The following is a 14760-nucleotide window of genomic DNA, read 5'->3' on the forward strand; positions in this document are numbered from 1 at the left end:
CCTGGAGGCGAATCATGGCCACGGCGGAACTCGCTTCCGAACGAGAGTCGGACTATCTGTCACAACTGACCATGGCCGCAGCCCGTTATGCGAACCGCACCGAACGGCGTGAGGAGAACCAGTCCGTTCTGGACTCGCGTGGCGTGCTGTACGCGGACACCCCCGAGCGGGTCGAGAAGCGGCTGGCGCGCCTGGGTGCGGACTGGGCCATGGCGCGGGCGATCGAGCGGGCGCAGACGGAACCGGCCGCCAGTGCGGGCAGCACCCTGCAACTGCCCCCCGAGACCTTCACCAGTGGCGCGCTGGGGCTTGAGCGTCTGATCGGGCGCAACAACCTCACGCCGGTCACGTTCCTGGAGGAGGGCGTCCAGGCCTCGCGCTCGGTCGGCCGGATCACCATCACCGGCCCCGGGGGCGGGCACGGGACCGGATTCATGGTCTCCCCCTCCCTGCTGCTCACCAACAACCACGTGCTGCGCGGCACGGAAGAGGCACGTCGCAGCAAGGTCGCCTTCGCGTTCCAGGACGGCGTCGACGGCAGCCCGCTCGTCCCCGCGGTGTTCGAGCTGGAGCCACTACGGTTCTTCGTGACCGACCGGGCACTCGACTACAGCCTCGTCGCTGTGGCCCCGCGCGGCGCACAGGGAGAGGCACTGTCGTCGTTCGGCCGGCTGACCCTCAGCGAGGCACAAGGGAAGATCCTTATCGGGGAGTTCGTCAACATCATTCAGCACCCGAGGGGCGAGCCGAAGCAGATCGCGCTGCGCGACAATCAGATCGTCGACGTCCTGGAGCGGTTCCTGCACTACGAGTGCGACACCCGTGAGGGTTCTTCGGGCTCTCCGGTCTTCAATGACCAGTGGGAGGTCGTCGCCCTGCACCACTCGGCCGTTCCGAAGACCGATGCCGAGGGCCGGCCGCTGAGTGTCGACGGCGTGGTGTGGCAACCCGAGATGGGCGAGCAGCAGTTGGCCTGGCAGGCCAACGAAGGGGTACGGATCAGCCGCGTGCTGGGGGCCTTGCACGAGGTACCCCTGACCGGAGACACGGCAAGGCTGCGGGACGAGGTGTTCACCGTTGGACTCACCCCGCCCCTCGTGCCGAGCGCCCCGCCGCCGGCCCCCTTCGACGGCGAGTCCACCCTGGCGCGGCCCAATGGCTCCCCGGCACGGACAAGGGCTCAGGAGGCGAGCAGCGCGGCCCAGTTCCTGCTGCCCCTGCGGATCAGCATCGGCTTCGACTCCCCCTCGTTCTCGTCGGCCGCCGTCCTGGCCCCGCCGGCACCTCCCGCGCCGCTCCCACAGGTCGCACCGCAGCCCCCGGCCGGGCGTTCGGACGTCGTGTCGGCGGTCGAGAAGGACGTCGACGCGGCCCTCACCAACCATCGAGTCGCTCGGGAGCGTCCCTACTACGACCGCGTCGCGGACGCGGCCGAACGCGAGGCGTACTACGCGGACATCCGCGCCGAAACCGGTGACGCACTGCGCCGCGCGCTGACAACGCTGCTGGCGGACAGTCACGAACCCCAGCCGAGGTACAAGCCGATGAGGCTGGTCTATCCGTGGGTCGACCTGCGTGAGGACGGGCGACTGCGCAGCATCTACTCGGGCAAGGACTTCTCAGCCGAGGAGCTCATACGGGCCGACGCAGCCGTGACTCAGGCCCGGCTTGCTCACGTGCAGGAACTCCTGCTGCTGGAGAGCACAGCGGGGCCGGCCGAGTTCGAGGAGGAGTTCGACACGCTGGAGGCGTCGATGCCGTTCAACTGTGAGCATGTGGTGCCGCAGTCGTGGTTCGAGAAGAGGGAGCCGATGCGAGGCGACCTGCATCATCTGTTCACCTGTGAGGTCGGCTGCAACAGCTTCCGCGGCAACTTCCCGTACTTCGATTTCCCCGACTTCGAGGAAGCGGTCCGCGAGGAGTGCGGGATGCGCGAGAGCGTGGGATTCGAACCCGAGAGGGGCAAGGGCGCGGTCGCCCGTGCCACCCTGTACTTCCTGCTTCGCTATCCCGGGCAGGTCGGCGACGTCGCACGGGAGTTCCCCGAGGACCGGCTGCCCGTCCTGCTGCGGTGGCACGAGAACGAGGCGGTCACCGAGTACGAACGGCACCGCAATGCGGCCATCGCGGAGGTCCAAGGCAATCGGAATCCGTTGATAGACCATCCCGAGTGGGCCCGCGAGATCGACTTCTCCGGTGTCTGGCCGTAGAGCCTGCGTACCTGTCGACGTTAGGCAGCGCCGACCGTCGTGGCCTCCGCGCAGCAGGTCGCGCGGAGGCCACAAGGCAGACATCACCGGCCCCGGGGGCGCATGACCGTCACGTCTGTCGGCGTCCCCCGGGCGCAGTGTCAGAGCGCCATCTCGTAGGCCCCGGACAGCGCCTCGACCCGCTCCCAGACCCGCGCCGAACGCGCTTCGTCCACGACGGGACGCCGGACCGCGCCGAGCGCCCAGGTCTGCTGAGCCGTAGTGGCGGAGTCCTTGCCGTGCAGTTCGACGGCGAAGGCGGAGAAGTCGCGGACAAGGACGGAGAAGAGTTCGTCGAGCACGTCCTCGTCGAGGTCGGTCAGGCGGGCCTGCTCCAGGATCAGCTGGCCGTGTACCACCAGAGCAAACAACTGGCCGACGGCGAGGAGAAGATCGAGGTCACGGCTCTGCTCCTCGTCGGGGGCCGCGGTGGTGACGAACTCGCACAGGGCGTCGGCCTGCTCCCGGAAGCGGGCGACGTTGGCGACGGCTGCGTACGCGTCGTAGGCGGGGCGCCAGTCGTGGAAGCGTACGGAGGCGAGTCCTCGGGCCGGTCCCTGCTCGAAGAGGAAGGTGTCGTCGGCCGCGTCGAGACGGGTCGGTACCGGCGCGAACTCGGCCGGGTTCAGGAGGTGGTTGCGCATGAACTTGAGGATCAGCGCCAGGTTGACGTGGACCGTGCCCTCGAGCTTGGGCAGCCCTCGGATCTCAACGGCGGCCTGGGCGAAGTAGGTGTCCTTCTCGAAGCCCTTGGCGGCGATCACGTCCCACATCAGGTCGATGACCTTCTCGCCCTCCGTGGTCACCTTCATCTTCGTCATCGGGTTGAAGAGCAGGTAACGACGGTCGTCCGGTGAGGCGGAGCGGAAGTAGTCGACGGCTCGGTCGCTGAACAGCTTCATGCCGACGAGGCGGACGTACGCGTCGGCGAGCTCGCGGCGCACGTGCGGGAAGGCGGTGACGGGGCGGCCGTACAGGACGCGGTTGTGCGCGTGGGTGATCGCCTCGTACATCGCATGCTCGCAGATGCCGATCGAGGCGGTGCAGAGGTTGAACTTGCCGACGTTGACGGTGTTGAGGGCGGCGTCAAAGGCGGCGCGGCCCGTGTGCAGGATGTCGTCCGGGCCCACCGGGTAGTCCGCGAGGCGGAATTCGCTGACGTACTTGGAGGAGTCGACGACGTTCTTCACGAGGTGGTACGCCGAGTGGCGGCTGTCGGCGGCGAAGAAGACGTAGCCGTCGGGGCCCTCGATGTCGGTGCGTCGGCCGAAGACCGAGACGAGCCCGGCGGCGTTGCCGTTGCCGATGTAGTACTTGGAACCCGTCGCGCTGAAGCCACCGCTACCGTCCGGCGTGAGCAGCATGTCGGTGGAGTAGATGTCGGCGCCGTGACTCTTCTCGGAGAGGCCGAATGCGAACACCTCACCCTCTGCGAGGAGTTCCGCCGCCCGAGTGCGGGCCGCGCTGTTGTCGCTCTGCCAGACCGGTCCGAGACCGAGGATGGTCACCTGCCACGCGTACCAGTAGTCGAGGCCGTAGAAGCCGAAGATCTCGTTGAGGGCGGCGATGCGGGCCGTGTCCCAGCGCTGGTCCTTGCGGCCGGCGGCGGACGCCGGTGTCAGGAAGGTGGCGAACAGCCCCTCCTTGGCGGCGAAGGCGAGAAAGTCGCCCAGCCAGGTGCGGGTGCGGTAGTCCTCGATGAGCCTGCGCTTGCCGCGGTCCTCGAACCAGTCGACGGTGGCACGCAGCAGCCTGCGGGTCTCCGGGTCGAACTGCGCCGGGTCGTACGTGCGCGGGTTGAAGAGGAGGGAGTCGGCCATGGAGGTCCGCCTTCCGTTGGTTGAGGGTGAGGGTGTCGGAAAGAACGTCGCGGAGCGCGGGCCGCGTGGAGCGCGGGCGGCCGGGGCCCGCGGCTCAGGGGTGCGGGTGTGGTGTTCCGAGGCGGTGCAGGGTGGCGAGTACGTCATCCAGCCAGGCGATCGTCATCCCCTCGTAGGCGATGCCGCCGCGCAGCACGACATGCTGGAGTTCCTGACCGGCATCGAGCGGGGTGGGGGCCGTCGGACCGGTGAAGTCACGCAGCTCTCCGGCGAGGTAGTGCGCGAGGCGGTCGCTGTGCACCTGGCGGTGCCGTTCGACCTCGCGAATCAGCGCGGACGGGTCGTCGAAGGCCGCGCCGCGGATCTTCACGGCGAGCTCGTGCCGGATGCTCTCGGGTTCGATCGGTTCGTGCAGCCACTGGGAGAGGGCCGCGCGGCCGGGGCCGACGACGGAGTACTCCTTCTTGTCCGGCCGGCTCTGCTGCTGCAACCCGCGGACGGTGAGGAGGCCGTCGCTCTCCATGCGCTTGAGCACGCGGTAGATCTGCTGGTGCGTGGCGGTCCAGAAGTATCCGATGGACCGGTCGAACCGCCGGGCCAGCTCATAGCCGGTGCCCGGCTTTTCCAGCAGGGAGACGAGGATCGCGTGCTCGAGCGCCATGCCTCGATCTTCTTATGCAACTCGTTGCATAGCCAAGGGGCGCCGGTCGGGTGAGACAGGGGTCACGCGGCGGGCACTTGAGTACCGCGCAGCGGGCGGCGAGTGTCGCGAAGCGGACCGTCTTGGCGCGGCCGTGCTTCGGCATCAGATCACCTCGTCCGACTCGCCCTGCATCTGCGCCGCCGGCACCGATTCACCGCCCTCACCCAAGCGGCCTGCCAGCGCAACGCGCCACCCGACGCCCCCGGCCCGCACCGACCTCACCGACAGCCCGGCAACTCCGCGACCCCGCCACCCCGGGACCCACCGGCGCCCCGCCTCCTCGGCGACCTGGACGCGATCCTCCGACGGGACGGGGCGACGGCGGCCATCCCGGCACAGGCGGACGTGCAGAAACGCCCGACGGTGAGCCCGGGGGTGCAGAGAGAGGCGATCAGCGCACCGGCGCCGGCGCCCCCGAGAGCTGCTCCGTCCTGACCTCGACGAGGTCGTGGGCCCGCTCCGCGTTGCCCATCGCCTCGGACGTGTCGGCGCCGGTGCACAGGACGTAGCCCTGGCGGGCGGTGGAGGACGTAAGTCCGCCCAGTTCCTGCCCGGCTTCGAGCGTGCAGTGGAGGCGGTGCACGCCGGGCGCGTTCCGAGCTCGGTCTAGGCCGTCGACGGCGACGACGCGCGCATCCTCGTAGGAGAAGAAGCGGATCGCGGCGGCACCGGCGGCAGGTGTGCGCCGGGGCCGGGGCAGGCCGAGCAGCGTGGTGAAGGTTTCCGTCATCAGGTCGACTCCGGTCACCAGTTCGCACAGCTCCCAGATCTGGTCGCCGCCGACGCGGGTCTGGGCCTCGATGAGCCTCGGCCCGGAGTCCGTGAGCCGGAGCTCTGTGTGGACCGGGCCGTCCTTCTGCTCGATGAGTGCGAGGAAACGGGTGACGAGTTCCTCGATCGCCGTGGCGGACGCGGGGTTCAGCCGGGCGGGTACGTGGTGCCCGGTCTCGACGAATCGGGGCAGGTCTGTGGTGACCTTCTCCGTGATCGCGACGATCTCGTGCCGGCCCCCGGTCGAGAGGGACTCGACGCTGAACTCGGGCCCGGACAGGAACTCCTCCGCGAGGAGCGGGCCATCGGTGGTCAACCGCGTCCATCCCCACCGTTCGACCAGATCGTCATCGCCGCCGACCAGGAACACCCCTTCGCTGAGTCCGCCGTCGCGCGGCTTCAGCACGATGGGAGCACCCCCGAGGTCGGCCATGAAACGACGGGCTTCGTCGATGTCGGCGCACAGCCGGTGTCGTACCGGGCTGAGGCCGTGCCGGTCGAGCAGTTCGCGCGTTCTCGCCTTGTCCCGGGTCAGTTCCACGGCGGTCAGGTTGTCGCCCGGCAGGCCGAGTTCCCTGGCGCAGCGGGAGGCCGGGTACAGCCCGTACTCGGTGAACGAGACCACCGCGTCGAAGGGGTCCACCCGGTGCCAGGCCTGTGCGACGGCCAGGACCTCGTCCAGGTCGCGGTAGTCCAGGACCGCGTAGTGGGACGCGTTCGTGTACTGCCGCTCGGTCACCCGCTCCGGGATCTGCATCATGGAGTAGCGGACGCCGAGCCGCTGAAGCTTGTCCAGTTCGCTGCCGGGTCCACCGACCAGCAGCACGTGCTTCTGCATCATCGCCTCGATCCTCGTCGCCGACTCGTCAGGGCCGCAGCCTGGACAGGTCGATATTCATGCGGTTCGCCCAGGCGCGGCTGCGCATCAGCACCACGTCGAAGAGTTCGGGGTGCGTCTGCTTGACCTCGTCGGGGTTGAGGGCCAGGGCGAGCAGCTCGGTCATGCGCTGGCGGATGTGTGCCTGGAGGTTCACCTCGTCCAGGCACTTGCGGCCCAGGCCGATGGAGTCGGTCAGCAACTCGATGCGGTGGTACCAGTTCGCCGGGAGATACAGCACGTCACCGGGCTTCAGCACGCACTGCATCAGCTGGGTCTCGGGCGCCTTGCACAGCCTGGTCCAGTCCTCCTCGGTGTCGGTGTGCAGGATGGCCTCGGGCCCCATGACGTACCAGAGCTTCTCGCCCACGATCTGCGCGTGCATCACGTCGACCGTGTACGAGTCCTGGTGCAGCCGGGTGATGCCGCCTTGCTGCCCCAGCCACAGCTGGTGGTTGGTGGACGCCGCCTCGCCGTACAGGTTCCGGCGGAAGTCGTACTGGGCGATCTCCATCTCCGGCATGTCCGCGGCCAGTTCGGGCGCCGTGGTCTGGTAGTACCACTCCTGGAGATAGATCGGCGTCGCGTCCTCGCCGCGGTTCTCCTTCAGCATCCGGACGAATTCCGCGACGGTGGCCTCGCGGGCCGCCTTCGTGTTGTAACTGTCCACCACGACGCGCACCGAGCCGCAGCGGTCGGCGAGATGGTCGAAGGACCACGTCCGCACCGAGGGCCAGTCGGCGACGTGGTTCTCCAGGATGACGGGGCGCAGCGGTCCCCGGTACTCGCGCTGGAACTCCTCGACCGTCAGTCCGCTGCGTCGTTCCAACTGCGGGGCGGACGCCACCACTTCGGAGAGCGGACCGGTGTGGAAGGCGCGTTCCACGGCCGCCAGGCTGTCCAGGTCGTGCCGCCGGAGAATGTTCGGCTCAACGTGCATGGGATTCCTCCCCAGTGAAGCGGCGGTCGTTCCGCCGGTCGGTGGTCAACGGAGGCTTTCGGTCACCAGCGCGCGAAGGGCCCCCAGCACCTCGCGCCGCGGCTCCGCCCGATCGGGCAGCCACCGGTGGATGAGGTGGTCGCAGTCGAGCCGGATCACTTTCCGGGACCGCGCCTTGACGGAGTGGCTGAGATAGGCGTCGATGACGGACGCGGGCACCACTTGGTCGTGCGTGCCGGCGATGAGCAGCAGGTCGCCGTCGAAGTCGCGCAGGCCCGCGAAGGCCGGTGAGTCGGTGTAGGGGCCGGGCCGGGCACGTTCCTGGCCGAAGGCGACGTCCGCCTCGCTGTCCGGGTAGGCGGCGGGGCAGAACAGGGCGAGGGCACGCGGCCGCAGTTCCGGCACGGTCCACGCGGCGAGATGGCCGCCCATGCTGGTGCCGATGAGCACGGGCCGCCGGTCGCGGTCCAGCAGCCGGGCCACCGCCAGCGACTCCTGCCGGCGTTGTCGCAGGGTCGCCTCCTCCAGTACGCCGGTGCTGTCCCCGTTGCCCGAGAACTCGAAGGTCAGCGAGGAGTTGCCGTGCGCGGCCAGGTCGTCCAGCAGATAGCGGACACCGTGCCGGGAGGCGGTGGCGCCGAAGCCGTGCAGGTGCACGACGTCGGGGGCGGCGCCGTCAGGTGCGTGGATCCTGGTCATCGCCAGCCGCTGTCCGGCCGTGTCCAGGAACAGGTCCTCGCTCCGCGGCAGGGTGGCGGCGGACGGCATGTCGTGGTTGTCGAGGGACATGGTCAGCGCCCGGCCTCCGAGGTGACCGCGGCGAACCGCTCCTTGCGCAGGGCGGGCCATTCGTCGCGGAGGATGCTGTAGTAGACGACGTCGCGCCGCCGGCCGCCGGGCATGTAGTTGAAACTGCGCAGCACGCCTTCCTCCTGGGCGCCCAGCGCGGCCAGGCCCGTGCGTGCCACGGTGTTGAGCACGTCCGTCTTGAACTCGACGCGCTCGCACTCCAGGACGTCGAAGGCGTGGTCGAGCAAGGCGAGTTTGGCGGCCCGGTTGATGCCCGTGCGGCGGGCCTCGGTGGCCACCCAGGACCAGCCGATCTCCAGTCTGCGGTCCGCGGGTGCCAGGTTTCCGTACGCGCTGCTGCCCATGATGTGTCCGCTGTTCCGGTCGACGATGGCGAACACGATGCGCGTGCCGGTCAGGGTGTCCTTGATCGCGGTCTCGATGAAGGCGTCGAGATCGGCCGGTGTCTCGATCCTCGTGACGAAGTAGCGCCAGATCGCCTCGTCGTAGACCACGCGCTCGAACTCGGCGCGGTCCGTGACGCGAATGCGCCGCAGTTCGACCCTGGAGTTGGACAGCACCGTGTCCGACAGGTTGTGCCAGCTCACTTCGTACTCCCTTGTGTTGCCGCTGTCAGGGGTGCGGACGCGACGACCACCAGCGGCCTGTCCGCCGACGGGGCAGGGGTGTGGGTCCCCTGGTGGATGTCCGACAGTTCGCGCTCGTACCGCTGGTGGACTGCTCGCCGTACGGGCTTGAACTGGCCGGTGAGCAGTCCGTTCCCGATCGTGAAGCGCTCCGTCGCGACGACCACGGCGTGCACGCGCTGCTCCGTGAGCAGCCGTTCGTTGACCGTGGCGGCATGGGCGCTGAGCGAGGCGGCGTCCAGGCCGGGCGACGCCATGGAGACGACGGCGGTCAGGAACTCCCTGCCGTTGCCGTACAGCACGCAGTCCTGGATGGCGGGGTGCTGACGCAGCCTTTCCTCGACGACCGGGGCGAGCACGTTGTAGCCGCTGCCGAGGGTCAGGACGTCGTCGACCCGGCCGTGGATGTAGAGGAAGCCGTCCTCGTCGACGTGGCCGAGGTCGTGCGTCCTGACTTCGCCGGTGGGCAGGAACATCTTCTCGTTGGTGCCCGGTGCGCACCACGTGTAGCGGTGGTTGACCGGATGCCGGCTGCCGACGATCAGGATTCCGTCTCGGTCGAACCGGACGGTCTTGTTCGGGAGGACCTTTCCGACGCTGCCCAGGCGGAAGGCGCCGGGGTGGTTCTTCGCCACGATGCAGGTCTCGTTGAGGCCGTAGCCCTCGTAGAGCGGCACTCCGGCGTCGTTGAAGAACTCCAGGACCGTCCGGCTCGCCGGCGCGGAACCGGTCCAGAGGTAGCGGATCCGTCCGCCGAACTCGGCCTGGATCAGCTCGCGGCGTTCGCCGGGATCGGGGGGCGGACTCACCTTCTCCAGGCGGGCTTTGACCTCTTCGTAGAACCCGGGGACGCCCATGACGACGGTGGGTGACGTGCGCTGGGCCATGTCGAGGGCGTCATCGATCCGGGCCAGCGTGATGTCGTGTCCGTGCACCAGCGCCGAGTAGATCCAGTAGCGCTGCTGGAGGAACCAGTTGCCCAGGAAGACCAGGAGGTTGTCCCCGTCGCCGTGGGCGAACATCCGCTGGACCTCGTGGAGGGAACTGTTCACGCTTGCCACCGTGGCCTCGAGGCCCTTGGGCACGCCGGTGCTGCCCGAGGTGAACTTGACGGCCAGGATGTCGGCGGGGTCGTAACCCCCGTGGAACGCGAGTGGCGTTGGTGCGGAGAAGTCCTCGGCCCAGGTCGCCACCGAGTCGAGGGTGCGCACGTCGCCGGTCTCCGGCGCCTCCTCGGTGAACAGCAGCCGCAGACCGTAGTCCCCCGGCAGGCGTTCCGGGGCGAAGCGGCCGGGTTCGAACCCGGCCGTGACCGCGCCGAGTTTGATCACCGCGAGATCGAGCAGCACCCATTCGAGGCTGTTGGGGGCGAGGATGCCGACGCGGTCCTTCTCCCGGACGCCGAGGGCGCGCAGATGACGCGCCACGTTCGCGGCCCGCGCGTCGAGCTCCGCCAGGGTGAGGGAGCACACCTCACCGTCGCCACCGCGGTAGTGGATGCGGTGCCGCGTGTCGGTGCAGGTCCCGCTCGCCAGCGCGTTGACGACGTCGGTGACGGGTTCGGCGGGGTCCGGTGTGGTCGCCGGTTCAGGCATCGGCCGCCGCCCTGTCTGCGGCCGCCCGGAAGAAGACCGCGTCGCTCAGTGCCACCTTGGTGCCGGCGGGCAGCAACTCCGGTGTGTCGGGCCACTCCTCCGGTCCGGTCAGTGAGAGCGCCGCGGCCAGGCGGCCGGCGAACCGGGGCATGACGGGGGCCGAACACCGGGCCAGCAGCCGGGCCGCCGCGAGTTCCAGGGCGACCGTGGTGCGTGTCTGGTCCTTCCACAGGGGGAGATCCGCCAGGACGTACTCGCGTTCGACGAGCCGGGTGACGTCCTCCACGATGCCGTTCAGTTCGTCCGCGGCCTGGTTCAGGGAGAAACCGTCCTGTCCGAGGCTCCGGGTCACGGCCGCCAGCCTGACGTCGAGTCGGCCGAGGAACGCCGTGTGCTCGGGTGTCCAGATCCCGGCGTCGGGCGCCTGCCCGTCGTACCACTGGTCGATCCGGCCGCCCAGGTCGTTCAGCCAGCGCTGCCAGGTGCCGATCAGGGTGTCCGTGAGGGTGGCGTCGTACGACTCGCGGTCGAAGTTGGTGCGCCGGCCCTCGGGACGGGTGCGGGAGAGGAAGAAGCGCACGGCGTCGACGCTGTCGGCGGTCAGTATGTCCTTGCCCCACACCGCGTGCCTGCGGCTGGTGGAGAACTTCTGGTGCTCCAGCAGATAGAACTCGTTGACGTGGTAGTCGATGTCCGGGTCCCAGCCGGGGAAGGCCAGCTTGTACAGGGCCGGGTAGAGCAGGGAGTGGTAGAAGCTGTTGTCGTACCCGAAGAAGTGCACGATCTTCCAGTCCTGGTGCGGCGCGTCGGCCCGCCATTTCCTGCCGAGGCCGCGGCCCAGCACCTCGATGCCGTGCAGGAACCCGTACGACATCTCCGGCCACACCCAGATGACCTGACCGTCCGCGTCCTTCTGCGCGGGTCCCACTCCCCACACGGAGGGATGCGTCAGCGGCAGGTCGAGGCGAGGGCCGGAGAACACGCGGTGGGCCAGTTCACGCAGCCGCGCGGGCACGCGGCCCAGGTTGTGGTGGGCGGTGATGCTGGCGCGGAAGTCGTGCAGCGGCAGACAGTAGCGGGCGATCTCGCCGCGTCGCGGCCGCTGTCCCGAGCGTCGGGTGCGCGGGTCGGTGAGGTCCTCGCACAGGTTCGGCTGACCGCACTCCTCACAGATGTTGCCGCTGGTGGGCTGTGCGCAGGCGGGGCAGCCGCCGGAGACGTCCACCTCGTACAGGTAGTCGCCGGTCTCCTCGTCGAAGAGCGCGGGAGTGCTGCGCAGGCCCACGGATCCGGAGTCCACCAGCCGGGAGAAGAACGCCCGCAGGCCGTCCGGGTACGACGGATCCGCGTCGGTCACGGTGTACTGGTCCGGCCGGATGTCCATCAGTGCGAGCGTGGCGGCGATCTCCGCGGAGAAGTGCGCGGCCGTCTCGGCCGGTTCACGCCCGTCGCGCCGGGCTCGTTCGGCGACATAGCTCTGGTAGTCGTCACTGCCGGTCAGATGCCAGGCCTCGACGCCGTTCAGACGCTGGAAGCGGACGAACGCGTCGGCACCCAGGTAGGGGCCGGACAGATGGCCGAGGTGGAGGTCGCCGTTGGGGGTCGGCGGAGTGGAGAAGACGAACACGGGGCGCTCCCCGAACCGCCTGCGGTCCGCCGCGTCGGCCGAGGCGGACTGTGCCGCGCTGCGCGGATCGCGCCAGTAGAGGTCGAAGAACACGAGGTCTTCGCTGCCGGAGTTCTCGATCACATGGGTCTCGAACGGCTCGAACTGGGCGACCGTGCCGGGTGAGGCAGGGATCCGTTCACCGTCCACCACGAGGTGACCGGTGCCCTGGACGATGACGAAGACCTCGATCTCGTCGTGCTGGTGCGGATCGCTGCGCCCGCCGGGCCGGACCCTCCCCCAGCCGGCGCCGGGGCCGAACTCCGGTTCCGAGCTCATCTCGATGCCGAACGCGGCGGACAGGTCGTCGCGGTCGAAGTGAGTGATCTTCACGCTGCGTTCCTTCGTGACGAGGGGATGTGCAGAAGGTCGGCGGTCTCGGCGGCGATGGCGGGGGCCAGCCGGTATCCGGAGCCGTTGGCGGCGCCCGCGAACACGATGCGTCCCCCGTCGTCGAGCGTGCGCACCAGCGGTTCGCGGGTGGGGCTGTAGGCGTCGCAGAAGACCCGCCCGGCCGTGGTACGTCCGGCCAGGGAAGGTGCGTACCGGCGCAGGCTCTCGACCGCTTCCGTCAGGTCCTTCGCCGAGAGCCCCTGAGCGAGGCCGTCGGGGTCGACGTCCCATTCCTGGCAGGTGTAGCTGTAGAGCCAGTGGCCGCGATGGCGCAGCGGGAGGAGGAACGCGTCCTCGTCCTCGAACACGGTCACGCCGTCGTCCTCGCCGGGCTCTTGGTCGACGTGCAGGGCGACGATCTTCTTCACCCGTGCTCCGAGCGGCTTGACCAACGGCTCCCATGCGGGGTCCGCGATCCACGGCCCGGGCGCGATGACCGCCCGGGACGCGTTCAACACCCCTCCCGTGGACAGCCCCAGACTCACCCCGGACGGTCCGGCGTCGACGGCGGTCACACGGATCGCCTCGCGGAGGGCGAGTCGGCGTCGCAGTCGCCTCGCCAGGGCTTCGGTCAGTGCGCCGACGTCGGCGTACTGGCAGCCCCGCCCGGTCCAGACGCCGGTTCCTTGGGGTACGGCGATCAGGTCGCCGGGGACTTGTCCGACCCGTTCCGGCTCGGCTGAGGGCAGATAGGTGCGCTCGACACGGTCGGCGTCGGCCGTCAGCATGTGCATCGTGAGCGCGTGGATGGGCAGCGTCGGGTCGTCCTGCGCCAACTGCGCGTAGACGGCCTGGCTGTGGGCCGACATGCGCCTGACCCGTTCCGTCCCCCCGCGGGGGAAGTGCAGCCCGGCCGACCGCCTGCTGGCTCCGCCGGCCACGACGTCCCGGTCCAGCAGCGCCACACGGCAGTGGGGATCGCGGTCCGTGATCTCCCGGGCGACGAGACACCCGATGATGCCCCCGCCGACCACGGCGATGTCCACGTCGTTCATCCCCGCACCCCCTGCGCCGACTCGGACGGATGGGACTTGGGCGCCCAGTCGATGAAGGACTCGGTCTGTTCGTCGGTGCGGACACCGCGCATCCGGTCGGCGATCCGCTGGCTGCGCCACGCCACCAGGCTCAGGTTGCGGTCCGCCAGGCCGCGCTGCTGCTGTGCCGCGTTGTGCACGAAGATGCGGTGGGTGGCCGGGCCGTCCCAGCGCACGGCGAAGCTGTCGTCGATCCGGTACTCGCCGCCCTCCCGCTCCAGGCGGTGAGCGAGCGGCTCCAGGAAGGTCGGCGTGGCCGGTCGGAAGCCGGTCGCCCACACGATGACGTCGGTGTCGAACCGGGTGGCCGTGCCCGGGTGGTCACCGCTGCGCATCTCCATCGACCAGTCGCCTACGGTGCCCCGCTCGACCCGGGTGACCTCGTGGCCCGGATACAGCGCCACGAGGTCCCGGTTGCCCTCGACGAAGTTCTGCACATAGACCTGCTGGTACACCTCGCGCAGGGTCGCCTCGGAGATGCCGTCGCTGGTCAGGACGTGCTGCGTGTTCAACTGCTCGCGGGTCGCCCGGTCCAGCTGGGCGAAGTAGTCCGAGTAGCTCGGCATGTAGAAGTCGTTGACGAACGGTGAGTCGTCCATCGGGAAGTAGTTGCGTCGGCGCGAGACCCAGGACACCCGCCGGGGCCGTTCGGCCTTCGGCCTGGAGATCAGGTCCAGGAAGACTTCCGCCCCCGACTGGCCGCCGCCCACCACGCACACCCGCTTGCCGCCGAGGTTGCGGCCCTTGTCCAGGATGTCCGAGACGTGGAACTGATCGTCCGACAGCGGGGCCGGTGCCACGGCCGGAACACAGGGGGAGGTGCCGATGCCGACGGAGATGTTGTCGGCGGTCAGCGTCCGCCGGTCGGTCTCCACGACGAAGGTGTCGTCGAAATCGACGGAGAGCACCTTTTCGTTGAAGACGATGTTCTCGTTGCGCTCGCTCGCCCACCGCAGGTAATTGCGGTACTCGTGGCGCGGCATGGCGTCGAACTGCGCGTTGATGAAATGGTAGATCTTTCCCTGGGAATGCAGATAGGAAAGGAAGGAGAACCGGTTGGTCGGGTCCGCGAGGCTTACCAGGTCTTTGAGCATCGAGACCTGAAGCGTGGTCCCGGGTAATTGTTGCCCATCGTGCCAGGTGAAGCTCTCCTTCTGTTCGAGGAAAAGACTCGCGATGGTCTCGTCACCGTACAGGAGAGAGGCAAGGCTCAGATTGGCCGGCCCGACTCCCACGCCGAGGCAGCCGTAGTGACGGCTGTCGTTCTTGCGCATGC

11 protein-coding genes are annotated in these 14760 nt (G+C 69.1%); 1 reads left to right on the plus strand and 10 read right to left on the minus strand.

All coding sequences use genetic code 11. The features are described 5' to 3' along the window. Nucleotides 1-14 precede the first annotated feature (14 nt). A complete protein-coding gene (locus ACIQWG_RS12325; RefSeq protein WP_404093761.1) occupies nt 15-2210 on the plus strand; it encodes an endonuclease in 2196 nt (731 codons plus the stop codon). 140 nt (nt 2211-2350) lie between these two features. On the opposite strand, the gene ACIQWG_RS12330 is transcribed toward ACIQWG_RS12325, so the two are convergent. The 10 genes from ACIQWG_RS12330 to ACIQWG_RS12375 all read right to left on the minus strand — a co-directional run bounded on the left by ACIQWG_RS12330 (nt 2351) and on the right by ACIQWG_RS12375 (nt 14758). Further along, entirely contained in the window at nt 2351-4069 is a 1719-nt protein-coding gene (locus ACIQWG_RS12330) for an acyl-CoA dehydrogenase family protein (RefSeq protein ID WP_404093764.1), read from the minus strand. A 94-nt stretch (nt 4070-4163) separates the two neighbouring features. Beyond that, on the minus strand, nt 4164-4730 hold the full coding sequence (locus tag ACIQWG_RS12335; RefSeq protein WP_404093767.1) for a PadR family transcriptional regulator: 567 nt from the start codon (nt 4728-4730) through the stop codon (nt 4164-4166). Between the two features lie 433 nt (nt 4731-5163). After that, nucleotides 5164-6384: an ATP-grasp domain-containing protein gene (locus ACIQWG_RS12340; RefSeq protein ID WP_404093770.1), complete on the minus strand. Its 1221-nt coding sequence runs from the start codon at nt 6382-6384 to the stop codon at nt 5164-5166. 25 nt (nt 6385-6409) lie between these two features. Then, nucleotides 6410-7360, minus strand: a complete 951-nt coding sequence (locus ACIQWG_RS12345) for a cupin-like domain-containing protein (protein WP_404093773.1) — start codon at nt 7358-7360, stop codon at nt 6410-6412. 45 nt (nt 7361-7405) lie between these two features. Then, complete coding sequence (locus tag ACIQWG_RS12350) at nt 7406-8149, minus strand: alpha/beta hydrolase (protein ID WP_404093776.1); 744 nt, start codon at nt 8147-8149, stop codon at nt 7406-7408. A gap of 2 nt (nt 8150-8151) precedes the next feature. Beyond that, nucleotides 8152-8757 carry a GNAT family N-acetyltransferase gene (locus tag ACIQWG_RS12355; protein ID WP_404093779.1) on the minus strand — a complete coding sequence of 202 codons (606 nt, stop codon included), beginning with the start codon at nt 8755-8757 and terminating at the stop codon, nt 8152-8154. Beyond that, the gene (locus ACIQWG_RS12360) at nt 8754-10391 is read right to left on the minus strand and encodes an AMP-binding protein (protein WP_404093782.1); all 1638 of its coding nucleotides are present in this window, start codon (nt 10389-10391) and stop codon (nt 8754-8756) included. Before ACIQWG_RS12360 ends, ACIQWG_RS12355 begins: the two co-directional genes overlap by 4 nt. Next, complete coding sequence (locus tag ACIQWG_RS12365; protein ID WP_404093785.1) at nt 10384-12390, minus strand: class I tRNA ligase family protein; 2007 nt, start codon at nt 12388-12390, stop codon at nt 10384-10386. The genes ACIQWG_RS12360 and ACIQWG_RS12365 overlap by 8 nt, the downstream gene beginning before the upstream one ends. After that, nucleotides 12387-13445, minus strand: a complete 1059-nt coding sequence (locus ACIQWG_RS12370; RefSeq protein ID WP_404093788.1) for an NAD(P)/FAD-dependent oxidoreductase — start codon at nt 13443-13445, stop codon at nt 12387-12389. The genes ACIQWG_RS12365 and ACIQWG_RS12370 overlap by 4 nt, the downstream gene beginning before the upstream one ends. Beyond that, nucleotides 13442-14758 carry a lysine N(6)-hydroxylase/L-ornithine N(5)-oxygenase family protein gene (locus ACIQWG_RS12375; protein ID WP_404093791.1) on the minus strand — a complete coding sequence of 439 codons (1317 nt, stop codon included), beginning with the start codon at nt 14756-14758 and terminating at the stop codon, nt 13442-13444. Before ACIQWG_RS12375 ends, ACIQWG_RS12370 begins: the two co-directional genes overlap by 4 nt. Nucleotides 14759-14760 lie beyond the last annotated feature (2 nt).

The organism is Streptomyces sp. NPDC098781 (assembly GCF_044759995.1).
Lineage (GTDB): Bacteria > Actinomycetota > Actinomycetes > Streptomycetales > Streptomycetaceae > Streptomyces.